This is a genomic window from Lentzea sp. NPDC055074 (assembly GCF_053608005.1).
Window position 1 is genome coordinate 69,966 of record NZ_JBSGUQ010000011.1, and the last position, 24,369, is coordinate 94,334.

Here is a 24,369-nt window from a genome sequence, read left to right on the forward strand (position 1 = left end):
AGCGGTGACCGTGAAAACGAAGCGTCAGCCCGACCGCAGGGTCTTCGACGGCGAGACGCCGTAGACCGCGCGGTAGTGGGCCGCGAAGACGCTCGGACGGGCGTAGCCCCACCGGGCCGCGATCTCGGTGACGGAACCGTCAGCAACCCTCAGGTCGTCGTGCGCGCACGAGAGACGCACGCGCCGGAGGTAGGCCATCGGTGTCGTACCCAGGTGGTGGCGGAAGGCAAGCTGCAACGTACGGATGGACACGCGTGCGGCGAGCGCGACGTCGGCTGCGGAAACGTCCCTCGCGGCGTTGGCCTCGATGAACATCACCGCACGACGCAGGCTTTTCGGGTGCGCGTCCCGCCTGTCGGACGGGCTCGGCGCGGCGGACGTGGTGTTCGGGAACGTGGCGAGGGTGACGGCCACGAGCAGCCGGGTCGCGTTCGCCGTCACCAGCGCGTTGTCCCCGAAGCGGGGGAACACCTCGTCGCGCAGGTGCACGCACGTCGACCACCACGTCACCGCGGCCGCGGACGACACGGGCCGGAACCCGATGAACCGCGCACCGTCGGCCACCTCGTCGATCACCGCCTGCGGCAGCGTGACGGTCGACAGCCGCGGGTCGAGGATCGCGCCGACGAACGGGCTGTCGGGCGGGGCGCTCAGGAACACCTCTCCTGGCAGCCAGAAGCGGTCTTCGCCCCCGGACGCGTAGTAGACCATCCCGGCGCCCGAGTGCCCGAACACGTAGTTGTGCATGGGGTCCACGGTGACCTCGATGCCGATGCGCCCGTGCAGCTCGTCGAACCGAACCTGCCCGTTCACCTGCGACGACATCCACATGTGAGGGTTCTCGACGCCGGACTTGAGGCGCATCTGACCATAAGTCGCGTTGAGCACCTCGTGCGCCGCGTCCAACTCCGTCGCCTCGACGACCTGCTCCACGTGCTGCACGATCCTCGCCGCCACCCGGAATGTCCACCGGCCAAACGATCGATTCCCGCGTTCGCCCTAGCCGGCCGTCGCCAGCACGTCCGCGATCTCGTTCAGCAGCGACGTCTTGCGGCCGTTGGGCAGGAACGAGGCCAGCACGGCGTTCTCGGCCAGCTTCGCGACCTCCGCGCGGTCGAGGTCGAGCGCCTCGGCCACCGCCAGGTACTCGCCCTCCAGCGTCGCGCCGAAGAACGGCGGGTCGTCCGTGTTGAGCGTGACCACGACACCGGCGTCGAGCATCTGCCGCACGGGATGCGCCTCGATCGACGCCACCTGTCGCGTGCGGACGTTGGAGGTCGGGCACACCTCCAGCGGGATCCCCTTCAGCGCCAGGTGTTCCAGCAACGCCGGGTCCTCGTGGCAGCTCGTGCCGTGGCCGATGCGTTCGGCCCTCAGGTCCCGCAGCGCCGACCAGATGGTCTCCGGGCCGGTCGTCTCCCCCGCGTGCGGCACGCTGTGCAGGCCCGCTTCCCTCGCCGCGCCGAAGAAGGGCGCGAACGGGGCGCGGGCGACCTCGGGCCCGCCGAGCCCGAACGAGACCAGGCCGTCAGGACGGTCGGTCAGCGCGAACGCCAGCGTCTCCCTGGCGGCCACCAGGCCCTTCTCCCCCGGGACGTCGAAGCACCAGGCCAGCTCGACGCCCAGCGCCGACGCGGCCACCCGGCCGGACTCGAGGCCCGCCAGCAGCTCGTCGCCGGGCATGCCGTCCGTCAGGTGGTTGTACGGCGTCACGGTGACCTCGGCGTACCGGACGTTCTGGCGGGCGAGCTCGTGGGCCAGGCCGACGACGAGGGTGTGGACGTCGGCACGGCCCTTCAGCATCGACTGGACCGCCCAGTACACGTCGAGGAAGTGGTCGAAGTCCCGGAACGTGTAGAAGCGCTCCAGCTCGGCGCGCTCGGCCGGCACACCGGCCTCCGGGTGGCGCCGGGCGAGCTCCAGGACGGTGTCGAGGCCGGCCGAGCCCACGAGGTGGACGTGCAGCTCGACCTTGGGCAGGGCGTGGACGAACGAACGCATGGCGAAGCTCCCCGTGCGAGGTGAAGGTGAAGAGGGCGTGGCGGAAGGACGGGACGACTCAGGGAGCGAGGTCGCCGCGTTCGGTGTCGGCGCCGTAGAGCGGCAGCTTGAAGTCCGGCACGATCCCCAAGCTAGCAGCAGCGCGCGAAATGCGGTGGCGGCGTTTCCGGCGCGGTTGCACGATGGGGCACGTGACCGGTGAGGACGTGCTGGAGATCTTGGCCGCGTTGCGGGACTTCGACGTGTGCGTGGGCGGCGGCTGGGGCGTCGACGCGCTGGCGGGCGAGCAGACGCGCCCGCACGCCGACCTCGACCTCATGCACCGCGAGGAGCAGGAACCTCGGCTCCTCGCCGCACTCGCCGCGCTGGGGTTCGCGGAGACGCTGTCGTGGCGACCGGTGCGGTTCGTGCTCACCGATCCCGGCGGACGCGAGATCGACCTGCACCCGTTGCGGTACGCGGAGGACGGCAGCGCGGAGCAGTCCTCGCCGACGCCCGGCGAACCGTTCCGGTACCCCGCCTCGTGCTTCGTCACCGGCACGATCCTCGGCACGACCGTGCGGTGCCTGTCGGCCGAGCAGCAGTGGCACTTCCACCAGGGCTACGAGCCTCGGGAACGGGATCTGCACGACCTCGCGCTGCTGCGCGAGTTGAGTCGCCCACCGCTCCTGAAGCTCGCAGGAGAAGCCGGCTTCCGCAGCGTCTCAGCGACGGATCAGGCACCACACTCGCCGTAGTGCGTACTGTCGCAGAACTCCGTCTGTCTCCCACCGGGAAACTGAAGAACGGCGCCCGGTGCGATGACCTTGGCGGAGATCTGTGCCCCCTTCGGGGCCTCCGGATCATCAGACGCGGTGATCTCCATCGTCCGCGTCCCGTGTGCGGTAGCCCTGATGTGTTTGACCTTCACCGACCGGTAGGCGGCGATTCCGTCAACTCCCGCAACTTGATATCGAAGCTCGCCGTCCCCGTTGTCGTCCAGGTTGAAACTGCCGGCGTGCTGGCTCCAGGAACCCCCTTGCGGTGCCGGTTGGTTCTCGGTCGAACGCGGCGATGCCTCGCCTGTGCGCCAGAACCAGGTAGGACCAGATCGGTTGTGGTGCCCTGCGGTCAGCATCAGGCCGAGTCCGCCATCGGTCAGATATCTCATCCGCTGCACTTGGTCGAAGCCGTTCTCTCGGACAGGTGTCTTCTTCCACTTGGCACCATCTTCCGAAGTCCAGACGGCGAGGGCACCTGTCGCACCGAGCGCCATGAAACCCTGCTGCCAAGGCACCACCTGGTAGACGTCGCGCTCGACGCGCGGGACCACACCCGCGTCCGGCATCCTGCCTGGTTCAACAGAAGCTTCAGTCCAGGTCATGTCACCATCACGCCGGTAGTACGCGGCCAGACCTTCTCCGTCCACGGCCTGGTTCTCCACCGTGCTGAACAGCCGGCCGAACACGACGGTGACGGCACCGTTGTGCTGAGCCGCGTAGAGCGCCGAGAACCGGAGATTTGGAGGAGTGCGGATCTGGGCGCTGACGTCGGTCCAGGTCCGCCCGTCAGCTGACTCGAACAGGAGCACGCTGTTCGGATTGCCGGTACCACTGAAACGATGAATCAGGAACCCGCGATCGGTCGCGACCACCACGGGCCGCTCCGAGGTGTACAGACCTGGCACTGGTACCAGAACCGGTTTTCCGAAGGTCACACCATCGCTCGAGTGCCATACCCGCAGACCGTCCACCTGGGATCGTTTCCCGAACGCGACGACGACGACTCCGCGTGGGCCAGCGCTGATCGACGTCCCTTCCTCGGAGACCCGGGCATCGGGTAGCGGCATCCTCGACCAGACACCACCGTCCGACGTCAGAACCGTCGGGCCCTGGTTTCCGTTGCCCAGAACGTATCCGTGGTCGCCGTGTCCTGCAGCAGCGCCTCCCCACGCGAACTGCCGCACACCAGCGAGTGCCGTGACCTCACGCCAGTTCTCGCCGTCCGCGGAGGTGTGCAGCGCGGGAAAGATGTCGTTCTGGACGCCGCGACTGTTCGGCGCTGCGGGCCGCGTGTAGCTGCCGACCACGACGAATCCGGCTTTCCAGCCCGCACCTCCGTCGACTTGTTCGAGGCGTTCGTACGGCAGGCTCTCAGCGGTGTGACGAGTCCAGGTGGGCGCGCCGAACGCCGGTGCCGCCGAGGACTGAGCGGTGCCTGACGGCGCGGGAGGCGTTGGCACTGGCGATGTACAGGCGGCCAGGAGGAGAATCGCAAGACAACAGATCAGCCGCACGACGGCCTCCACACCAGCCTGTTGTCGTCGGAACTCGTGCACCACCGAGTGGCCTTCGTCGTGGCCGTGGTGCGAAACGGCTTGCCGTGGTCATCGACGCGGAACTCGCCTGTACGAGTTCCCGAACTCCACTGCACCAACAGGACCCACTCGACGTCCTCCGCCGGCGAGTTGACGGTGACGTAGAACTGCTCCACGTCGTTGGGACCGATCTTGAAAGGGAAGCTCTTCGCCTCCACGCGCTGGCCGCTGCTCTGGCCTGCTCTGGGAACCGCCGTCGGCGCAGCCGTGGACAGGTCCACGGCGAAGAACCGCGGCGTCATGTCACTACCGCATTGACCGGGTAGGTAGATCCCCTCCGCAGGCGGTTTGCGACTGATCACCTCCGCACGCATCGACTGCAGCACGACCGCCATGTCCTCGGTCAAGCCCTGCAACGTCACGGCGACGATCCCACCGGTGCCGAGTACTGCTCCCGGCGGCACGTCGACCACGTCGATCGATGACGCGCCTTCGTCCGGCGCCACCCATCCCGACGCGCACTTGTCAGGACCGAAGGACGTTTCGGCAGACAGCGGATCGGTGAGCGTGGCGCCGTTCGGCACGGTCGGCTGACCGGCTGTCCGAGGAGGGGCGTTCGTCGTCAGCCACGCGATGGTGACAGCCGAGATCAGCACGACAGCGAGGACCAGCACGAGAATCGGGACCGTGCGATGATCGCGGCTTTCTACCGTCAAGCTCTCGACATGACCGCTCTGCACGACGGTGCCGTTGTCCTGCACGGCCTGCACGGAGTTCGTCATCTGATGCTCGTCGGTGGCCACGTCACCGTAATCGAAGTGAGGCAGACGGCGTTACTCGGTTCACCCGATCAGGGTCACGAAAACTCGGTGGCCACGCGGGCTAGCGTGGGACGGGTGAAGGGATTCAACCCGAGTTTCGGCCCTGAAACAGCGAAGAACTACGACAACTCACCGCGCGGCGACGAAGCCGACACCGTGCGGTTCCTCAGAAACTTCGGCGAGAGCGCGCTGGAGTTCGCGGTCGGAACGGGCCGCATCGCGTTGCCGCTCAGGGAGTCCGGTGTCGAGGTGGACGGCGTCGAGCTCTCCCCCGACATGGTCGCGCGCATGCGGGAGAAACCCGGCGGCGACGACATCGACGTGGTCCTCGGCGACATGTCCAGAGCGGGCACCGGCCGCACGTACCCGTTGGTGTACCTGGTGTACAACACGATCACCAACCTGCTCACGCAGGACGACCAGGTGCGGTGCTTCGAGAACGCGGCACGCCACCTCACCGCGGACGGCGTGTTCGTGATCGAGTGCGGGGTGCCGAGCTGGGCTGCGCGGGAACGCCACCAGTTCATCGACGTGGAGGCCGTCGAGGTCGACCACGTCGACCTCGACGTCAACCGGTACGACCCCGTCACCCAGATGCTCGACGAGAACCACGTGCACATCGGCGTGGACGGCATCCGGTTCGGCGCGATCCGGCAGCGGCTGTCGTACCCGTCCGAGTTCGATCTCATGGCGCGGATCGCCGGGCTGCGGCTGCGCTCGCGGCACGGTGGCTGGAACGGCGAACCGTTCGTCGCGGACAGCGCGCGGCACGTGAGCGTGTACGAAAGAGCCGCGTAACGTTCTTGGACGACAACCGAGTTCCTCTGTGTCCACTCAGGCGGCACAGAGGAGGCGACGATGATCGCAGTCGTTCCGGTGCGGTACGCGGCCGCGGACAGCGTCTGGTCGCGCGAGCAGTTCGAGAACTGGATGCGGCCGGGCGTCGACCACGGCATGGGCGACTTCTGGTGGCGGTCCTCACGCGGGCTGTTCGACGTGAGCAGCCAGGTGTACGACCCGGTGCAGATTCCCGACCCGATCCCGGTGTCCGACAACGACAAGCGGGCGAAGCTGCACGAGGCCGTCGTGAAGGCCGCCACCGCGGTCGACTGGGTGCACACGGACGTCCTGCTGATCTGGCTCGCGCGGCCGACCGGCTGGTGGGGCGGCGGCGAGGTGCTGGTGCCGGGCCCTGGCGGGCAGCAGAAGAAGATCCTCGTGACGGTGGTCGACTCGATCACGCCGTTCGACGTGGCGTGTCAGGAGGTCGGGCACGGCTACGGCCTCGCCCACGAGCTCGACGCCACCGGCCGCGAGTACGCCTCGCCGTACTCCGTGATGAGCGCCCGCGGTTACGGGCCCACGGCGCCGGGCGACCAGAGCTGGGTCCGCACGTCCAAGCCGGCGCTGCCGGACGGCGGCCCGAACAAGCAGTTCCCGCACGTGGGCGTGCCGGCCAACCTCATCGTCGGGCCGCTGCTGCCGGGCGCGCACCTGTACGGCGATCCGAGGTTCCGCGACAGCTCGTCGGTGACGCACGTCCGCGTGCTTCCGGCGAGGACACGGCTGTACAAGCCCGACTACACCTCACCGGGCTCGGGCAAGCCGGTGCTGCTCGCCGTGCCGTCCCAGCGGCGCGACGGGCGGACGTTCCTCGTGGAGTTCCGCCGTGCCGCGCGTGGGACCTACGACCAGGGCATCGGGGTCGAGGGGCTGGTCGTGCACTCGCGCAACGCCGACGGCCGGGTGCGCTACGACGGCGTGGCCGATCTGCGGAACACCGACTGGGCCTGTCCCGCGGGCAACTTCGCGTTGCGGTTCACCGGGGTGAGCGAGGACTTCGCGGACGTCGAGGTCCGCGCGGAGTCGGTCGTCTCGTTCCCGATCCGCGGAGTCCTGCTGGCGGGCGGCTTCCGCACCCAGCACCAGCTCAACGGCATGACCCGCGACGACATGCGCAACACGCTGATCGTCGTCATGACGTCGCTGAGCAAGCAGAACGACTACCAGCGCTACGACAACGACACCCTGGCCGGCATGGGCGCGGTGATGGTCTTCCTGCGCCGCAACGGACTGCGCGACGACGCGGCGCTCAAGGCCATGACGTCCGACGACCAGCGCAACGTGGCGATCGTCGAGCTGCACGCGCAAACCGGTGCGGGACAGGCGTTGCAGGGCTTCACGAACCTGCAGCTGGCCGAGATCGCGCTGGGCGGCGACCTCGCCACCCGCGGCAGGCGGCCGGGCTCGACGCCGTTCTACGGACGCGGAGTGCTGCTGGCGGGCAGGTTCCGCACCCAGCACCAGCTCAACACCATGTCCCGCGACGACATGCGCAACACGCTGATCGTCGTCATGACCTCGCTGAGCAACCAGACCGACTACCAGGCCTACAACGACGCCGATCTCGCCGGCGTCGGCGCGGTCATGGTGTTCCTGCGGGAGACCGGGATCCGCGACGACAAGGCGTTGAAGAAGATGTCGGCCGACGACCAGCGCAACGTGGCGATCGTCGAGCTGCACGCGCAGACCGGGCGCAACCTGCAGGGGTTGAGCAACCTCGACCTGGCGTTGACCGCGTTAGGAGTTGAACGCTTCTAGCGCCTCGGCCTTGATCTGCTCGAACTGCGCAGCCATGGCCTCGGACAACGCCTGGGCGCCGGACAGCGGCCGCACCATGACGGTGAACTCGTCGATCAGCCCGTTCTCGTCGAGGTGCAGGAAGTCGCAGCCCTGGATCTCCTTGCCGTTCACCTCGGTCCGGAACACGAGCGCGAGGTTCTGCCCGTCGACGATCTCGCGCTCGTAGCGGAAGTTCTCGAACACCCGCATGACGCCGCGCAGGATCGCCGCGGTGATCGGCTTGCCGGGGTACGGCGAGAACGCGACGGGGCTCGTGAACACGACGTCGTCGGCCAGGCACGCCGCCATGGCGTCGGTGTCGCGTGCCTCGACGGCCTTGCGGAATGCGTGCACAGCCCACTCCCAATACTCAACTTGTTGACTAGGTCGATGCACCGTAACCTGCTGCTATGTCGCTGCGCAACGCCGTGATGGCCGCTCTGCTCGACGGTGAGTCGTCCGGCTACGACCTGGCCAAGGCGTTCGACGCCTCCGTGGCGAACTTCTGGATCTGCACCCCGCAGCAGCTCTACCGGGAGCTCGACCGGATGGAGGCGGACGGGCTGATCGTCGCCAGGACGGTCGAGCAGGAGCGGCGGCCGACCAAGCGCCTGTTCTCGTTGACCGAGCAGGGGCGCGAGGAGCTGACGAGGTTCACGGCCGCGCAGCACAAGCCGACCGCGATCCGGGACGAGCTGCTGGTGGCCGTGCTGGCGGCGGACTCGGGTGACGTGGAGGCGGTCAAGGCGTCGATCCGGGAACGCAAGCAGTGGGCCGAGGCGAAGATCGCGCGGTACGAACGGCTGCGGGCCAAGCTGCTCGGCGACCAGGCGGAGGAGGACTTCCTCGCCACCGCCGAGCGGGTCGGGCCGTACCTGACGTTGTTGCGAGGCTTGTCGTTCGAGCGGGACAACGTCCGGTGGTGTGCGCGGAGCCTCACCGTGCTGGAGCGGCGTGGTGCCCGGCTCGACACGGCCGGGTGAGGTTGAATCGGGTTCATGAACGGCATCTCGGCTTTGCAGGAGGCACTCGGCGCGCCGGCGGCGGAGGCGCGAAACCGGTTCGCGGGGCGGCTCAACGGCTACCTCGAGGGGTCCGACGTCGTGCACGCCGTCCGGTTGCAGGGCTGGCTCGGGCTGGAGGTGCCCGGCCCCGGCTGCCACGTCGGCACGGGCAGCTGGGACTTCACCCGGTTCAAGGCGACGACCTCACCGGTGACGTGCGGACGGTGCCGCAGCGCCGGGTTGCTCACCAGCTCGTTCACCGGCGGCCCGCACCAGCAGACGCTGGACCTGGAAGGGATCTAGAGAGCGGCGCGGTTGCGCAGCCCCATCCCGGTCAGCGCGGTCATGCCGAGGCGCTCGTAGTACGGCCGCAGTTCGTCGTCGCACGTGAGGTCCACCGAGTACAGGTTCGCCGCCTCGGCCACGACCCGGCGCACCAGCTCCGCGCCGATGCCCTGCCCCTGATGGGCGGGCAGCACCTCCAGCCACGGGATGAACGCGGTCAGCACGCCGTCGCTGATCATGTTCACGAAGCCGACGACGTCCCCGTCCGAGCGCGCGATCACCACGCGGTAGCTCCCGTGCAGCACGGCGAGGTGCTGGGCGGGCGACGGCGGCGTGGGCCAGCCGACGAAGAACCCGGCGAGATCGTTCTCGGTGAGACCGCTGAGGTCCGCGCTGTACGAAATCACCCGCGCATTGAACCAACTCCGCTCCACTTTCGTAGCGGTAGTTTCGGCCGAATCTGCGGTTAAGCTCCTGGTCATGCCCCTGCCGACCGCTCCGCTGCGCCGTGCGCGCTGCGCTGCCGTCGGTGTCGTCAACGGCAGTCTCGCGGTGCTCGCGCACTCCAGCGCGGATGGTCGGCTGCCGGACGCGGGACTGGTGTTCTCGCTGGTCGCGCTGCTCACGTGGGCGACGACCGGGTTCGCCCGGCGCGAGCTCACCTGGCAGCGGCTGCTCCTGCTGATCGGCGGCGGGCAGCTCGCGATGCACGTCCTGGTGTCGCTCGCCGCGTTCGGGCACGTGCACGAGGCCGAGCCGTCGCGGATGCTCGCCTCGCACGTCCTGGCGACCGCGCTCACGGTCGTCGTGCTCACCGTCGCCGAACGGACCGTCCTCGCGCTCGCCCGTGCCGTCGCGGCGGCACTCCCCCGCAGGCTCACCGTCCTGCCCGCCACCGCTCCCCTGGTCGTCGCCACGCCTTCGCTCGCGCCGGCCGCGATCGTGCTCCTGGACGTGCTGTCGTGGCGCGGTCCTCCGGCTGAACAGGTCTGAATCCCCCTTCACAGGGCCACTCGCCGAGTGGTCCTGCACCTGTTCACGCCCATCTGGAGCGCCATGACCACCACAGCCGCTCCGTCACGCACGTCGTTCGCGTGGCGGGGACTCTTCCTGCGCCTGCACTTCTACGCCGGCGTGCTCGTCGGCCCGTTCATCCTGATCGCTGCGCTGACCGGTGTCCTCTACGCCCTGACCCCGCAGCTCGAGTCGTGGGTCTACTCCGACCAGCTCCGCGTTCCCGCCACCGCACAACAACTTCCTCTGTCGACGCAGGTCGAGGCCGCGCTCTCGACCTCACCCCGGGGGTCGCTCGTCGCGGTCCGGCCGGCGCCGGAACCCGGTGCCACCACCCGAGTCCTGTTCTCCGAGGAGGGCCTGGGCGAGTCCGAACGCCGCGCGGTCTTCGTCGACCCCGGCACCGGACGCGTCACGGGGGATCTCGTCGTCTACGGGTCGAGCGGCGTGCTGCCCCTGCGCACGACGCTCGACCACCTGCACCGCAACCTGATGCTCGGCGAACCCGGCCGTCTCTACAGCGAACTGGCCGCGTCCTGGCTCTGGGTGGTCGCGCTGGGCGGCCTGGTGCTGTGGGTCTCGCGGGCCCGCAGGAGCAAGCGCGTCCGGACGCACGGGCTGATCGGTGTGTGGGTGCTCGCGGGCGCGTTGTTCCTGTCCGCCACGGGTCTCACGTGGTCGGCGTACGCCGGTGAGAACGTCGCGATGCTGCGCACCGCGGTCGGCTGGTCCACACCGACGTTGAAGATGTCCGGCACCGGCGAGGGCCACGGCGACCACGGGTCGGGCACCTCCTCCTCCACCCCCACCGGTGGGCCCGGCGAGATCGACGAGGTGTTCGGTGCCGCGAGGGGCGCGGGTCTCGACGCGAACGGCCTCGAGATCAGCCTGCCCGCCGAGGCCGGGAGCGCGTGGAAGGTCGCCGAGATCGAGAAGGGCCTGCCGTCGCAGGGTGATGCCGTCGCGGTCCACGGCGGGAACATCGTCGGCGAGCTCAGGTTCGACGACTTCCCGCTCGGCGCGAAGCTGACGCGGTGGGGCATCGACGCGCACATGGGCGTGCTCTTCGGCTGGCCCAACCAGTTGTTGCTGCTGCTCATCGGCGGCGGACTGGTTGCATCGGTCGTACTCGGCTACCGCATGTGGTGGAAGCGCAGGCCCACGGGCGGGTTCGGCCGGCCGACGCCGCGGGGTCAGTGGCGCAAGGCCCCGCGTGGCGCGCTGATCGGGCTCGGCGCCGGCGCGCTGCTCGCCGGGTGGTTCGCACCGCTGCTCGGGATCAGCCTCGTGGTCTTTCTCGTCGTCGACGTCCTGCTCGGCAGGCGCGCGAAAACGGCCTGACACAACGGATCGGTGGTGGCGTCCACTCCGGCGCCATCACCGTCCTTTATGGACAGGACTTGCCTGATCTGGACATTTACGGCATATTAACGGGCAGGTGAGCCGGGAAGTCTGGTCGGCCCGCTCGTCACACCACGGTGACGGCGGAGAGCTGACGAGGGGCGCCCTGATGACACTCATCCCCCACGCCATCCCCCTGATCAACGATCCCCAGGTCGTGCACGCGCTGGCCTCGCGCTGGCGGCGCACCCGGACGTTGCTGCTGCTCTCCGTCGGTGTCCTGCCCGTCGCGATCGGGATCGTGTGCGTCGTGCTCGCCGGGATGACGTCGGCCGGACAGCAGATCATGCCGTGGTGGTCGGCGATTCCGGCCGTCGCGGCGGCGGCGTGCGCGTGGGCGTTGCTGTCCTGGTTGCGGCGCAACGGGTTGAGCGACCCGCACTCGTGGCTGCCCGCCACCACCCTGATGACCACGGCGCAGCTCGTGCTCGGTGTGCTGCCGGGTTCCGGCATCGCCCTGAGGCTCAGTCCCGGCGCGGCGATCGCGGTGAAGGCGTTGTGCGCGGCCGGAGTTCTCGGCGCGGGCTCCGCGAGCGCGCTCGCCCGGCTGGCCCACCGCTCGTTGCTCTCCTCCCCCGTGCTCGAGCTCGGTTCGACGGCGTTCCCGCTCGTGCTGGTGCACCGCGGCACGCGCCTGGTGATCGGCACCGAACGCGCCGACTGGACCACGCGGGAGGGATCCCGGGTCGACTCCGGGGTCTCGTTCGCCCGCGTCCTCCGCGTGACGGCGCAGTCGCACGCGATCGTGCTGCACACCTCGTCCGGCTCGTGGACGGTGCCCGTCGCCGACCCGGCGACCGTGCAGGCCTTGCTGCGCCGCCGGATCGAGTGGTGGGCGGAGCGCCGCGACGCCGCCGCCGAACGCGAGCAGCGCCGGTACCTCGACCTGGTCACGCTGCTCGCGGCCGTCAGCGGTGAGGCCACGCGCGGCGGCATCAGCGTCACGGTCGACTCGAACGGCCTCACGACGGGCATCACGCTGAGCCCCGAGGTGCGTGCTCTCGAACCGGAAGTGCTCGCGGCACAGCTGATGGCGTGCGTGCAGAAGGCACGGGCCGACGCGCGCAGACAGGTCGAGGACCTCGTCCTGGACCACGCCGACGACCAGATGGTGAAAGCCAGCCACTAGTCGCTTGTCGCGCGCCGGTCGTCCTGCCTACGTTCGCCCTGAGAACTTCGGGAGATGGGGGACGACTTGCGCAGACGTGACTTCTTCGCAGCGGCGGCCGGGGTGGCCGCTGTCGTGGCCGATCCCGCGAGCGCGCTCGCGGCCACCGAACAACGGCCGGGCGCCTCGCACCCGCCGGACCTGCACCTCGGCGACTTCCCCGTGGTGGCCAGGGTTCGGGCGCGCAACGCGCTGGAACACCTCAGGGTCCTGAGCGACAAGATCGGGCCGCGCATCGGCGGCACCGCGTCCGAGCACCGGGCGCGCGACTACCTCGTCCGCGAGCTCAAGGCGTTGCGGTACCAGGTGACGACGCAGCCGTTCACCGTGCCGGACAAGTACCTCGCCGAGGTCAACGGCCAGTGGCAGGCGGGAGCCTCACGCTTCGGCACCCTCGGCGTCACGGTCAAGGCCCCGTTCGTCGAGGTCGTCGACGGCGCGCTGCCGGACCTCACCGGCAAGATCGCGTTCTACGTCAACGCCCCCGCCGGCTCCGCTCCGACGCACGCGGCGATCGAACGCGGCGCGGTGGCCGTCGTCCTCGGCCGGATCTCCGCGACGGCGAGCAAGTCCAGCGCCTTCTCCCCCGCGCTCGACCGCGACGTCGCGGTGCCGGTGATCGGTCTCGCCCAGGTGCACACCGAGAAGCTGCGCGCGCAGGGCTCCGGCGAGCTGACGATCAGCACCGTCCACCACCCGAACCTGACGTCCTACAACGTGATCGCGGACCGCCCGGCGACGTTCCCGTGGCGCGACAACGGGGTCGTGATGGTCACCGCGCACTACGACACCGTGCCGGGCTCACCGGGCGCCAACGACGACGGCAGCGGCACGGTCCTCTGCCTCGAACTGGCCCGCGTCCTGCGGCACCTGCCCACGAACAAGGCGCTGCGGTTCGCGTTGTGGGGCTCGGAGGAACAGGGCCTGCTCGGCTCGCGGCACTACGTCTCGCAGCTGCCGCCCGAGGAGATCGCTCGGATCAAGGGCGTGTTCCAGAACGACATGGTCGCCACCAGCCACGACCCGGCCACGGCGTACTGGCTGCTGTCCGTGGACGGCGCCGACAACGCGACGACGGCCGCGGTCCGCGCCGCGGCCGGACGGCTCGGCTACGACCCGCGGGTGCACGGACCGGTGGCGCGCGGGTCGAGCGACCACGTGCCGTTCCACGAGAAGGGCATGGCGTCGGCGAACTTCAGCTGGCGCGGTGAGGGCGGACCTGCCCAGCTGGAGCCGATCTACCACACGCCGGAGGACACGATCCGCGACAACATCAGCCCCGAACGGCTGCAGGTGTCGCTGGAGCTGATCGGGGCGGCCGCGTACCGGCTCGCCAGTCAGCGCTAGGGCGTGTCCCGGAAGTTCGTCTGGTGGCACGCGCGGGCGGGAGGCCTGGAGACGGCACCGCCGCGACGCCCGAATACGCCCGATGAGGACGTCGCGGCGATGCCGTCTCCGTGGCCCTCGGCCGCCACTGCCGCCCGACGGGACTTCCGGGACACGCCTTAGGGCGCCGGTGCGATCAGCTCGTTGAGCATCCGGTCCCGCAGCCACACGGCGAACTCGTCCGCGGGCAGCGGTTTGCTCAGGCAGTACCCCTGCACGATGTCGCAGCCCAGGGCGGCGAGGGCGGTCCACGTCTCCTCGTCCTCGACGCCCTCGGCCACGACCTCCAGCTCCAGGTTGTGCGCGAGCCCGAGCAACGAGCGGGTGATGGCGCCGCTGGACGAGTCCGAGCGCATGTTCGTGGTGAACGAACGGTCGATCTTCATCTCGTGCACCGGCATCGTGCGCAAGTAGGCGATGGACGAGTAGCCGGTGCCGAAGTCGTCGATCGACAGGCGCACGCCCAGCTCCCGCAGCCGCGTCAGCACGTCGGTCGCGCGGTGCGGGTCGGCGATGATCGCGCTTTCGGTGATCTCCAGGGTCAGCACGCCCGGCGGGCGGCCGTGGCGTTCCAGCGAGGCGGCGACCTGCTCGGGGAACGTCCTGTCCTGCAGGCACTGCGCGCCGACGTTGACCGAGATCGGGACGTCCCAGCCGGTGAGGTGCCAGGTGTGGCACTGGGCCAGGGCGTGGTCGAGCACGTACCGCGTGAGCGGCTCGATGAGGCCGGTCTCCTCGGCCGCCGGGATGAACCGGTCCGGGCCGAGCAGGCCGAGGCGCGGGTGCTGCCAGCGGCACAGGACCTCGGCGCCGCAGACCGTGCCGGTGCGCAGGTCGGCCTTCGGCTGGTAGTGCAGGACGAGCTCGGCCTGGTCGATGGCGCGGCGCAGGTCGCTGATCACGGTGAGCTGGGCCGCGTTGTGCTGGTCGAGGCCCGGCTCGTAGACCGACGTGCCCTGACGGGCGCGCTTGGCCGTGTACATCGCGATGTCCGCGTGCTGGAGCAGCTCGTGCGCGTCAGCGGAGTCCGTCGGGTACAGCGCGACGCCGATGCTGCAGCCGACGTCGACCGAGAGCCCGTCGAGGTCGACGGCCTCGTCCAGCGCGCGGTGCACGCGTTCGGCGACGATCAGGGCGTTCGCGGGCGTGCTCACGGACGGCAGCAGGACGGCGAACTCGTCACCGCCGAGCCTCGCCACGGTGTCGACCTCGCGGACGGCGCCGGTCAGGCGGGTGGCGACGAGCTGCAGGAGCCGGTCGCCGAACGCGTGGCCGAGGGTGTCGTTGATCGGCTTGAAGCGGTTGAGGTCGATCAGGAACAGGCCGAGCGGGTCACCGGTCTGGTTGCTGCGGCGGATGGCCTGCGTGGTGCGCTGGGTCAGCAACGTGCGGTTGGCGAGGCCGGTCAGCGCGTCGTGCATCGCCTCGTGCTCGCTCCTGGCCGCCTGGCGCAGGATCTTGCGGCGGTGGCCGAGCAGCACGACGCCGCACAGCCCGACGAGGCCGAGGTCGACGACGAACGCGATGATCGCGGCGATCCGGAGGTTGCCGTTGCGCAGCTCCGCGGCGCGCAGGTAGTCGGTGGTCTCCAGGCGTTTGAGCTGCACGGCCGTGGAGAGCTGCTTGCGCAACGACACCAGCGTCAGCTCGGCCTCGTACCCCTTCCGCAGCGCCGCGGCGGCGTCGCCCCGGTCGCCTGCCGCGACCGTCTCGCGCAGCAGACCGGTGTAGTCGCCGTAGAGGTCACCGACGATCGTGGCCGCGCGGACGTCGGCGGGAGCACCGCGGGCGCGCAGCCAGCGCAGGCTCTCGTCGGCGGCACCGGCGGCGTTGGAGACGGGCTGGCGCATCACCGGCGTGCCGGACCGGACGTAGTCGGTGAGGGCGTGGTCGGCGACGTCGACGTTCTGGACGACCAGACCCCAGTGGTCACTGGCCTCGTTCAGCTCGTGCAGGTGGGTGGCGGCCTGCTGCATGCTCAGGCTCGTCCACAACGCGAGGCCCGCCAGCGCGGCGAGGCCGACCGTCAGGCTGATGACGGTCGTCTGCACGGTGGTGCGAGCCTCGACCCAGTTGGACAGCATCTATTGGCGCCTCACGTGGACATCGCTTTCCGGCGAAGGTGCTATTGGTACGCAGCCAAAGGATTCCACGCAAGCCGACACAACGAGTATCCGTGCACTAACCTTGCGTGCTTTCCACGACCAACTGATGGAGCTTTTCCATGGTCCGCGCTGTCCGTGCCGTCCTGCCTGCGGTTTTGCTCGCGGTGACGGGGGTGAGCGGATGCACGGCGGCGGAGACGTCCGATGACCCGCCCACAATCGGGTTCCTCGCCCAGAACAACAGTCGCGACTTCTCCCGGGAGATGGCCGAGGGTTTCCAGGCGGGTGTGGCGATCGCGGGCGGTGCCCGGGCCGAGGTGACGGGACCGGACACGCACGACGGCCTCGAGCAGGTCGAACTGCTGAGGGACCTCGCCACGCGCGCCAAGGGCGGCATCGGGGTGTCCGCGGTGGCGCCGGAGCTCGTGGCCGAGCCGATGGCCGAGGTGGTCGGGCAGGGCATCCCGGTGATGGCCGTGGCCGGCGGCCAGGTCGCGCCGGGCAGCGGGGTCAAGCTCATGATCGAGAACGACGGCTTCGAGCTGGGCACGATGCTCGCGGACGCGACAGCCGACCGGTTGCCCCCGGACGCGGCGGGCAAGATCGTGATCGGCAGCAACTCCCCCGCCATGCCCGCGCTGGACCAGCGGGCGCTCGGGATGCGGGCCCGGCTCGCCGAACGGCTGCCGAAGGTGCAGGTCATCGGCCCGCTCGACACCGGCCGCGACCAGACCACGAACCTCGCGACGTGGCAGCGGCTGGCCGACGCGAACCAGGACGCCCTCGCGTTGCTGGGCGCCGGTGACGTCGACGCGATCAACCTCGCGGCCGTGCACGCGGAGAAGAACGCGAAGTGGCTGGCCGCGGCGTTCAGCATCGACCCGAAGGCGTTGCAGGGCGTCAAGGAGGGTCATCTGTTCGCGACGATCTCGGCCGAGCACTTCCTCAAGGGCGCGGTGGCCGGGTGGATGCTCGCCCAGCACGCGAAGAGCGGCCGGAGCCTGCCCGAGGGCTGGTTCGTCGCACCCGGACTGCTGGTGCAGGCGTCCACCGTGGACGAGATCATCCGGCGTCAGTCGAGTGAGGCCACCCGGCTGGAGGCCGCGCGGCCGCGGATCGAGGACCTCACGACGCACTCGCTGAAGTACCTCCGTCCACTGGACCAGGCGCGCTGAGCCAGGCGGCGCAGCGGCTCCCGCACGCGGTGACAGGCGGCTGACCGGTCGGCGAGCATGGCGGCCACCCGTCTCCTGGAGGTCGCATGATCACCCGCCGGACGCTCACGAAATCCCTCGGCGTGGCACTGGCCGCGTCCGCCACCACCGGCGTCGCGAGCGCGGACACCGAGCACTCGCGCCACGGCCGCTACCTGATCCGCGGTGGTGCCGTCGTCACCGTCGACAGGACGCTCGGGGTGTTGCCCCGCGCGGACGTCCTGATCGACGACGGCAGGATCGCCGGCGTCGGGCCCGACCTGGACGCGCGGGGCGCGAAGGTCGTCGACGCGACCGGCATGATCGTCATGCCCGGCTTCGTCAACACCCACCACCACATGTGGAGCTCGCTGGGCCGCAACTTCGTGGCCGACGGCTTCCCGTACTTCGCGGCGAAACGGGCGACCTCCACGTTGTACGAACCAGCGGACGTCTACCGCAGCGTCCTGCTCGGACTCGCCGAACTGGCGAACGCGGGCGTGACCACCGTCCACAACTGGTCCAACAACACCCGGTCCCCCGCGCACGCCGACGCCGAGCTGCGCGCGCACCGTGATGGCCTGCTGCGCGCCAGGTTCTCGTACGGCCACGTCGACCAGATGCCGCGGGACGTGCCGATGGACCTGACGGACGTGGATCGTGTGCGACAGCAGTACTTCACGGGCGGCACCGCGTTCGACGGCCTGGTGCACCTGGGTGTGTGCGTGCGCGGGCTGTCGCAGAGCGACCAGCCGGCGTTCTTCGCGGACATGGAGGGCGTGGTGGGACGCGGTCTGCCGGTGGCGATCCACGCGGGCCAGTCGCCGCCCCGGATCGTGGACGCCGCCGACTACGAACGACGCGGCTGGCTCGGCCCCAAGACGTTGCTGTGTCACTACGTCACGGCGCTGGACAGCGACATGGAGATCATGGCGCGGACCGGGACACCGCTGTCGTGGTCGCCGCACTCGGAGTTCCGGCTCGGGGCCGCGGGCGACCCCCGGGACGCGCTGCTGCGGTTCCGCCGGGCCGGGGTGCCGGTGTCGCTGTCGTCGGACGCCTCGTCCATCGCGCCGTCGGACCTGTTCGAGGCGATGCGCCTCGTCTGGACCACCGGCATCCCCTGGGCCGGAACACCTTCCGCCGGTCTGCCCGAGGTCGGGTTCCGCGACGTCCTGGAGATGGCGACGCTCAACGGCGCCCGCGCGCTGGGACTCGGCGACGTCACCGGGTCGATCACCGTCGGCAAGCGCGCGGACGTGGTCCTGTTGCGCGCCAACGACATCAACCTCGCACCCGGCGGGTTGTTCGAGACGACGCTGGTGCAGGCGGCGACCGCGGCCAACGTGGACACGGTGTTCTCGGACGGCCGCATCGTCAAGCGCGACGGCCGTCTCGTGGCCTACGACGTCGACCGGATCGTGCGGGACGCGCGGACCTCCTCGTTGCGCATCCGCACGACCGCGGGCGGGATCCTCACGCCCCCGAGCTGATGTCGAGCACGGCCTTGGTGAACGCCTCCGGGGCCTCCTGCGGCACGTTGTGCCCGATGCCGTCGAGGATCCGGTGCTCGTAGCGGCCGCTGAACTGCTTGCGGTAGGCCATGCCGTCCTTGTTCGGCCCGTCGAAGTCGCTGGCGATCGTGATGGTCGGGACGCTGATCACCGGCTTGGCCTGCAGCTTGCGCTCGAGCCCGTCGTAGCGGTGCTCGCCCTGTGCGAGCTGCAGGCGCCAGCGGTAGTTGTGGATGACGATGGCGACGTGGTCGGGGTTCTTCCAGGCCGTCGCGCTCTGGGCGTAGGTCGCCTCGTCGAAGTTCCACTGAGGTGAGGCGAGCTTCCAGATGAGCTTGTTGAACTCGTAGGAGTTCTGCTCGTAGCCCTTCACGCCCCGGTCGGTCGCGAAGTAGTACTGGTACCACCAGCCGAGCTCCGCCTGCGGGGACAACGGTTCCTGGTTCTGCTGGAGGTTGACGACGAGGTAGCCGCTGACCGACACGAGCGCCTTCACCCGGTCCGGCCAGAGCGCCGCGGTGATGCACGCGGTCCGCGCGCCCCAGTCGAACCCGGCGACGGTCGCCTTGCGGATCTTCAGGGCGTCCATGAACGCGATGACGTCGGCGGCGAGGGCGGACTGCTGGCCGTTGCGCACCGTGCGCGCGTGCAGGAAGCGGGTGGGGCCGTAGCCGCGCAGGTACGGGATGAGGACGCGCTGGCCCCGTGCGGCCAGGGCCGGTGCCACGTCGACGTAGCTGTGCACGTCGTAGGGCCAGCCGTGCAGCAGGATCGTGACGGGACCGTCCGCCGGGCCCATCTCCACGTAGCCGATGTCGAGCAGGCCGGCCCGGACCTGCTCGACCGGACCCCAGGACGGTGCGGAGGCGTGCGCGGTCGCGGTCGTCACGAGGGGTGCCGCGAGGCCGGCCACGGCCACTGCCTGGGAGAACTGTCGCCTGCTGATCATGGGATCGACCGTAGGGGCGGAGGCCGGGGCGTCGCGAGCGTCAGGTGACGGTCATCGGGTACGTCAGTCCGCCAGGGCCTCGCGCAGTTCGGCTCTGGCCGTGACCCCGAGCTTCGGGAAGATCCGGTGCAGATGCGTGCTGACCGTGCGGTGCGACAGGTGCAGCCGCTCCCCGATCTCCTTGTTCGTCAGCCCGTCGGCCGCCATCCGCGCGATGGTCAGCTCGTGCTCGGTCAGCTCGCCGTTGCCGCCCCGCGACTCGCCGGACGCCCGCAGCTCCTCGCGGGCCCGTTGCGCCCAGTCCTTCGTGCCGAACGCCTCGAACGCCTCCGCGGCGGCCTTGAGGTGCGGCCGGGCCTGAGCCGCCCGCCGTTGCCTGCGCAGCCACGCGCCGAACGCCAGCCGCACGCGGGCGCGGTCCCACGGCGAGCTGTCCGCGTCGAGTGCCGTCTCGAACAGTGCCTCGGCGTGCTCGTCCGCCGCGAGGAGGGCGCGCGCGTACCTCAGGCCTGATGCCAGCGCGGGTGAGCTGGTGGCGGTGTCCAGTTCCTCGACGATCTTGCGGGCCTCGTCGGCGTGGCCGCCGCGGGTCGCGGCCTCGGCCAGTTCGGGCAGCACGTAGCGGCGCAGGGCCAGCTGGTGGGCGGGGTCGGCCGGGTCGTGGACGCGACGGACGGCGGCGAACGCGTCGGCGTAGCGGCCCTCGCCCAGCGCGGCGAGGCTCCTGGCCAGTTGCACGGTGGCGAGCACGGGGCGCGCGTCCGCCGCGAGCCCGATCCGTTCGGCTTCGGCGGCGAGCTCGGCGGACCGGTCGTACTCGCCGTGCAGTGCGGCGATCTCGGCCTGCACGGCCGTGGCCAGGCCGTGCATGTACGGCTGGCCGGTCTCCTCGGCGAGGCGGGCGGCTTCCCCGGCCACCGGTTCGGCGGCGGCGACGTCGCCCAGGCGGGTGCGGCTCCAGGCCTCGACGGCGAGGGCGCGGGCGAGGAGCGCGAACTGGCCCTGTGCCCGGAAACCCCGTTGCGCGGCAAGGGAGAAGCGGACGGAGTCGGTGAACGCGCCCACCTGGAGGGCGGCGCTGCCGAGCAACCGGAGGATGGCTGGGTCGTCGTCGCACTCGCCGCGGACCGCGCGCAGCCCGGCGACCACCGCGTCCCCCTGCTGGACCGGGCACACGTAGGCCGTCATCGCGAGCATGCGCGGGTCGCGGGGGTCGATCGGCAGCCGGCGCGCCACGGCCGCGATCCGTTCGCGGGCCTCGGCTCCCGGCTCCACCCAGAAGCACCGCATCGCGACGCTCCAGAAGATCCGCAGCCCCAGGTCGACGTCGCCGTCGGCCACCACGGACTCGGCGAGTCCGACGAGCTCGCCCGGCTCCCCCACGCCGACGCCGTCGTCGAACGCCGTGGGCAGCCACGTCACGAGCGCGCGCTCCCGTGGCGTGAGGTCCAGGCCCCGCACGTCCAGCAGGATGCGTTCGACGTCGTCCCGCCGCCCCGCCTCCGTCGCCAGCTCGGCCGCCCGCAACAGCCTCCGGGCGCGCTGCGCGCGGTCTCCCAGCTCGGCCGCCCGTTCCAGCGCGCTCACCGCACTGGCCGCGCCGCCCCGCCGCAACGCCCGGTCGGCGGTCTTCTCCAGCAGGCAGGCCACGTTCTCGTCGGCACCGGCCGTGGCGCCGGCCAGGTGCCACGCGCGCCGGTCCGGCTCCCCGGTCGCGAAGGCGAGGCGGCGGTGGGTGTCGCGCAGCTCCGAGGCGCTGGCCGCCCGCACGACCGCGGACCTGATCAACGGGTGCCGGAACGCGCCGCCGGGGTCCACCAGCCTGGCCTCGACCGCGGGCGCGAGATCGACAGAGCACTCACCGCCGAGGGCCAGCACGAGCAACGCCGACCGCACCTCGGCGGGCAGGGCCGAGGCACGCGCGGCGAACGTCTCCTCCAGGGAGTCGCCGCCGAACGGGAGCTCGGTGAGCGCCAGCGGGTTACCAGCCGCCTGCGCGAGCACCCACGACCGGCGCTCGCCGTCCAGGTCCGGCGCGACGGTGTCGAGCACCGCCAGCGCCTCCGCGGCCGCCAGCGGTTCGAGCGAGAGCACGGGCACCCCGGCGAACACCGGCATCCTCGCGGCCACCACCAGCGCGGAGCCGGACAGGCGGCGCGCCACGAACCCGAGGACGTCCCGGCTCGCCTGGTCCAGCCAGTGCGCGTCGTCGACCAGCACGACGGACCGCGCCGCGCCGAGGACGTCCAGCGCGGCGAGGCCGACGAGGTGCACGGGCGGCACGGGCCCCTCGGAGAGTCCGAAGACGACCTCCAGCGCGGCCCTCCGCACGCCGGGCAGCGCCGTCAGGTCGAGGAACGGGTGCAGGACCTGGTGCAGTCCGGCGTAGGGCAGGTCCTGCTCGGCCTCGACGCCGACGACCCGGTGGCCGTCGAGCGAGGCGAGCAACGCCGACTTGCCCACGCCGGGCTCGCCGACGACCAGCAACGACCCGCCCGAGTCCGCCAGCGCGGCCAGCCGCTCCCGTTCCCGATCCCGCCCGACCAGCGACACCCGCCGACACCCCGTTCGTTGATCCGTTCGGACCAGGGTGTCAGAAAGTCCAGACCGCGCGCTTGCCCGGACCCACGACCAGCGTGGACGTGCCCAGCTTCTCGACGTGCCGCCCGACCGCGCAGTTCAGCTCGAACTCGACCCGCTTCAGCCCGGTCTGCCCGAGTGGCGCCTCGTCGAACCGCATCGTGGTGCCGCCGCGGGTGGCCACGACCGAGCCGTCCCCGGTCCGCAGCGAGAACCCGCCCGCCCGCAGCAGCGGCAGGGTGTCCTCCAGGTCCGAGGGGGTGACGGCGATGTGCAGCAGCGTGATGTCGCGCATCAGCCTGTCCTCGTACGTGTCCGGCAGGTACCGCTCCCGGGACACGTCGCCGGGGAACTTCGCGGGCCCGACCTTGCTGCGCGGGTCGTTCATGTACTCGTCGCGGTACTCCATGGCCCAGGCGCCGAAACGCTCGTACTTCTCGGCCAGGAACAGCGAGTCGAACCACGGCACGGGCTTGCCGTCGCCGAAGTCGCGGGTCTGCAGGAACTCGGTCGGCTTCTCCCCCGCGGCCCGCAGCCGGGCCCCGAGCTTCTCGACGTCCCCGTCGCGCTCGGTGGAGAGCCCGAGCCCCGCGGCGCCCAGCTCACCGTCCTGGCCCGGCACGTCGCCCAGCCCGAAGACCTCCAGGTAGGTCTCCCTGCCGCGCAGGTAGCGGCCCGTCCAGACCCTGCCGTCGGCGCCGGTGGTGGTGCGCACCTCGAAGTCCGCGAACTCCTTGAGGTAGCGCGAGTGCTCGACCGCGTCGGCCGTGGCCCGGTCGAACGTTCCCCAGGCGTGGTTGTAGAACAGCAACTGCCGCTCTCCCGCTTGTGCCGGTCCCGCTGCCGACACGACCAGGACTACGGCCAAGATCATGCAGAACACCCGTCGGATCCCCATAGGGTCGATCGTAAGACGCACGGGCTCAAGCCAGACTCGAGCCGGACGAAGGGGACCCCGTGTTCGACACCTCCAGGTGGACGGTTCTCGCTCCGCTGCTGCAGGCCGCCACCGCGGGCCGTGACCTGCTGACCGAGGTGATCCGCGGGCTGACCCCCGAGGCCGTCGCCGCCGAGGTCCTCCGCGAGATCGGTGAGCACGACGTCCGCCTGGACCTCTGCTTCACCGGCCGGACCACCTCCCACCTGCGCACCGACGCCGACGTGGTGGTCGCGCTCGACCTGGCCGACGCCGTCCGGGGCCTCTACGGCACCGACGAGCGCCCGTGGCCGAGCCTCGCCGTCACCACCCCGAACCCCGACCTGGACGACACCGGCATGGCCGGCTGGTTCCACAGCCGCAAGGGCCTCGCGCAGTCCGTCCAGGAGCTCCTGTCCGCGTTGAGGCCCGTCCGCCGCGACCTGGGCGAGCTGGCCGTCGAGTTCGGCTCGGACAAGTGGGGCGACCTGCACTGGTACACGCAGCACTACGAACGCCACTTCGCCCGCCTGCGCACCGAACCGGTCCGGGTGCTGGAGATCGGCATCGGCGGCTACGACGACCCGGACAGCGGCGGCGCCTCGTTGCGCATGTGGCAGCGCTACTTCCAGCGCGGCCTGATCCACGGCCTGGACATCGCGCGCAAGAACGTCAGCGGCCCGCGCATCACGGCCGTGCGGGGCGACCAGTCCGACGCCGCGTTCCTCGACCGGCTGGGCCGCGAGCTCGGCCCGTTCGACGTGGTCATCGACGACGGCAGCCACCTCAACGACCACGTGCGGACCTCCTTCCACGCGCTGTTCCCGCACGTCCGCGCGGGCGGCCTCTACGTCGTCGAGGACCTGCAGACCTCGTACTGGCCGAGCTGGGGCGGCCACCCCGACGCGACCCCGCCCACGTCGATGGGCCTGCTCAAGTCCTTCGTGGACGGCCTGAACCGGGCCGAGGTGGGCGATCCGCGCGGTGAGGGCACGTACCTGGAGCGCAACATCAGCGGGATCTCGTTCCACCACAACATCGCGTTCGTGGAGAAGGGACTGAACGCCGAGGAGGGCGGTCCGGCGTTCCTGCGCACCCTGTAGTGGGATCATGC

The 24,369-nt window shown here is 70.6% G+C and carries 22 protein-coding genes; 12 read left to right on the forward strand and 10 right to left on the reverse strand.

The window, feature by feature from the left end; translation table 11 throughout:
- Positions 1 to 24: 24 nt before the first annotated feature.
- Both ACWF7A_RS24575 and add read right to left on the reverse strand, forming a co-directional pair.
- Positions 25 to 957, reverse strand: coding sequence for a helix-turn-helix transcriptional regulator (locus tag ACWF7A_RS24575; RefSeq protein WP_452252820.1), 933 nt, complete (start codon positions 955 to 957; stop codon positions 25 to 27).
- 42 nt (positions 958 to 999) lie between these two features.
- Positions 1,000 to 2,001: an adenosine deaminase gene (gene add / locus ACWF7A_RS24580; protein ID WP_452252821.1), complete on the reverse strand. Its 1,002-nt coding sequence runs from the start codon at positions 1,999 to 2,001 to the stop codon at positions 1,000 to 1,002.
- 191 nt (positions 2,002 to 2,192) lie between these two features.
- On the opposite strand from add, the gene ACWF7A_RS24585 reads away from it, so the two are divergent.
- The gene (locus ACWF7A_RS24585; protein WP_452252822.1) at positions 2,193 to 2,738 is read left to right on the forward strand and encodes a nucleotidyltransferase domain-containing protein; all 546 of its coding nucleotides are present in this window, start codon (positions 2,193 to 2,195) and stop codon (positions 2,736 to 2,738) included.
- Here ACWF7A_RS24585 and ACWF7A_RS24590 read toward each other — a convergent pair.
- The gene (locus tag ACWF7A_RS24590; protein ID WP_452252823.1) at positions 2,717 to 4,321 is read right to left on the reverse strand and encodes a hypothetical protein; all 1,605 of its coding nucleotides are present in this window, start codon (positions 4,319 to 4,321) and stop codon (positions 2,717 to 2,719) included. The genes ACWF7A_RS24585 and ACWF7A_RS24590 overlap by 22 nt on opposite strands.
- Positions 4,267 to 5,079, reverse strand: coding sequence for a hypothetical protein (locus ACWF7A_RS24595; RefSeq protein WP_452252824.1), 813 nt, complete (start codon positions 5,077 to 5,079; stop codon positions 4,267 to 4,269). The genes ACWF7A_RS24590 and ACWF7A_RS24595 overlap by 55 nt, the downstream gene beginning before the upstream one ends.
- 114 nt (positions 5,080 to 5,193) lie before the next feature.
- Between ACWF7A_RS24595 and ACWF7A_RS24600 the strand changes: the two genes are divergently transcribed.
- Together ACWF7A_RS24600 and ACWF7A_RS24605 are read left to right on the forward strand one after the other, a co-directional pair.
- Positions 5,194 to 5,916, forward strand: a complete 723-nt coding sequence (locus tag ACWF7A_RS24600) for a class I SAM-dependent DNA methyltransferase (protein ID WP_452252825.1) — start codon at positions 5,194 to 5,196, stop codon at positions 5,914 to 5,916.
- A 60-nt stretch (positions 5,917 to 5,976) separates the two neighbouring features.
- On the forward strand, positions 5,977 to 7,719 hold the full coding sequence (locus ACWF7A_RS24605; RefSeq protein WP_452252826.1) for a hypothetical protein: 1,743 nt from the start codon (positions 5,977 to 5,979) through the stop codon (positions 7,717 to 7,719).
- Here ACWF7A_RS24605 and ACWF7A_RS24610 read toward each other — a convergent pair.
- Positions 7,699 to 8,094, reverse strand: coding sequence for a nuclear transport factor 2 family protein (locus ACWF7A_RS24610; protein ID WP_452252827.1), 396 nt, complete (start codon positions 8,092 to 8,094; stop codon positions 7,699 to 7,701). The two genes, ACWF7A_RS24605 and ACWF7A_RS24610, sit on opposite strands and share 21 nt — an antisense overlap.
- A 56-nt stretch (positions 8,095 to 8,150) precedes the next feature.
- Between ACWF7A_RS24610 and ACWF7A_RS24615 the strand changes: the two genes are divergently transcribed.
- Both ACWF7A_RS24615 and ACWF7A_RS24620 read left to right on the forward strand, forming a co-directional pair.
- Positions 8,151 to 8,723 (forward strand): PadR family transcriptional regulator, encoded by a 573-nt coding sequence (locus ACWF7A_RS24615; RefSeq protein WP_452252828.1) that lies wholly within the window; start codon positions 8,151 to 8,153, stop codon positions 8,721 to 8,723.
- 15 nt (positions 8,724 to 8,738) lie between these two features.
- A complete protein-coding gene (locus ACWF7A_RS24620) occupies positions 8,739 to 9,047 on the forward strand; it encodes a hypothetical protein (RefSeq protein ID WP_452252829.1) in 309 nt (102 codons plus the stop codon).
- Here ACWF7A_RS24620 and ACWF7A_RS24625 read toward each other — a convergent pair.
- A complete protein-coding gene (locus tag ACWF7A_RS24625; protein ID WP_452252830.1) occupies positions 9,044 to 9,436 on the reverse strand; it encodes a GNAT family N-acetyltransferase in 393 nt (130 codons plus the stop codon). The genes ACWF7A_RS24620 and ACWF7A_RS24625 overlap by 4 nt on opposite strands.
- Positions 9,437 to 9,509: 73 nt before the next feature.
- Here ACWF7A_RS24625 and ACWF7A_RS24630 point away from each other — a divergent pair, with 73 nt between their 5' ends.
- The 4 genes from ACWF7A_RS24630 to ACWF7A_RS24645 all read left to right on the forward strand — a co-directional run bounded on the left by ACWF7A_RS24630 (position 9,510) and on the right by ACWF7A_RS24645 (position 13,959).
- On the forward strand, positions 9,510 to 10,022 hold the full coding sequence (locus ACWF7A_RS24630; RefSeq protein WP_452252831.1) for a hypothetical protein: 513 nt from the start codon (positions 9,510 to 9,512) through the stop codon (positions 10,020 to 10,022).
- Positions 10,023 to 10,085: 63 nt separating this feature from the next.
- On the forward strand, positions 10,086 to 11,384 hold the full coding sequence (locus tag ACWF7A_RS24635; protein ID WP_452252832.1) for a PepSY-associated TM helix domain-containing protein: 1,299 nt from the start codon (positions 10,086 to 10,088) through the stop codon (positions 11,382 to 11,384).
- Positions 11,385 to 11,553: 169 nt separating this feature from the next.
- Complete coding sequence (locus ACWF7A_RS24640; protein ID WP_452252833.1) at positions 11,554 to 12,573, forward strand: YbaB/EbfC family nucleoid-associated protein; 1,020 nt, start codon at positions 11,554 to 11,556, stop codon at positions 12,571 to 12,573.
- A gap of 54 nt (positions 12,574 to 12,627) precedes the next feature.
- The gene (locus ACWF7A_RS24645) at positions 12,628 to 13,959 is read left to right on the forward strand and encodes a M28 family peptidase (RefSeq protein ID WP_452252834.1); all 1,332 of its coding nucleotides are present in this window, start codon (positions 12,628 to 12,630) and stop codon (positions 13,957 to 13,959) included.
- A gap of 158 nt (positions 13,960 to 14,117) precedes the next feature.
- On the opposite strand, the gene ACWF7A_RS24650 is transcribed toward ACWF7A_RS24645, so the two are convergent.
- Positions 14,118 to 16,082 carry a putative bifunctional diguanylate cyclase/phosphodiesterase gene (locus tag ACWF7A_RS24650; RefSeq protein WP_452252835.1) on the reverse strand — a complete coding sequence of 655 codons (1,965 nt, stop codon included), beginning with the start codon at positions 16,080 to 16,082 and terminating at the stop codon, positions 14,118 to 14,120.
- 140 nt (positions 16,083 to 16,222) lie between these two features.
- On the opposite strand from ACWF7A_RS24650, the gene ACWF7A_RS24655 reads away from it, so the two are divergent.
- Both ACWF7A_RS24655 and ACWF7A_RS24660 read left to right on the forward strand, forming a co-directional pair.
- Positions 16,223 to 17,278, forward strand: a complete 1,056-nt coding sequence (locus ACWF7A_RS24655) for a sugar ABC transporter substrate-binding protein (RefSeq protein WP_452252836.1) — start codon at positions 16,223 to 16,225, stop codon at positions 17,276 to 17,278.
- Between the two features lie 86 nt (positions 17,279 to 17,364).
- Positions 17,365 to 18,789, forward strand: a complete 1,425-nt coding sequence (locus ACWF7A_RS24660; protein ID WP_452252837.1) for an amidohydrolase family protein — start codon at positions 17,365 to 17,367, stop codon at positions 18,787 to 18,789.
- Here ACWF7A_RS24660 and ACWF7A_RS24665 read toward each other — a convergent pair.
- The 3 genes from ACWF7A_RS24665 to ACWF7A_RS24675 form a co-directional block, all read right to left on the reverse strand.
- A complete protein-coding gene (locus tag ACWF7A_RS24665; RefSeq protein ID WP_452252838.1) occupies positions 18,773 to 19,759 on the reverse strand; it encodes an alpha/beta fold hydrolase in 987 nt (328 codons plus the stop codon). The two genes, ACWF7A_RS24660 and ACWF7A_RS24665, sit on opposite strands and share 17 nt — an antisense overlap.
- Before the next feature lie 63 nt (positions 19,760 to 19,822).
- The gene (locus ACWF7A_RS24670) at positions 19,823 to 22,312 is read right to left on the reverse strand and encodes a LuxR C-terminal-related transcriptional regulator (RefSeq protein ID WP_452252839.1); all 2,490 of its coding nucleotides are present in this window, start codon (positions 22,310 to 22,312) and stop codon (positions 19,823 to 19,825) included.
- Between the two features lie 40 nt (positions 22,313 to 22,352).
- Positions 22,353 to 23,237, reverse strand: a complete 885-nt coding sequence (locus ACWF7A_RS24675; RefSeq protein ID WP_452252840.1) for a DUF5829 family protein — start codon at positions 23,235 to 23,237, stop codon at positions 22,353 to 22,355.
- Positions 23,238 to 23,296: 59 nt separating this feature from the next.
- Between ACWF7A_RS24675 and ACWF7A_RS24680 the strand changes: the two genes are divergently transcribed.
- Entirely contained in the window at positions 23,297 to 24,358 is a 1,062-nt protein-coding gene (locus ACWF7A_RS24680) for a class I SAM-dependent methyltransferase (protein WP_452252841.1), read from the forward strand.
- Positions 24,359 to 24,369: the final 11 nt, after the last annotated feature.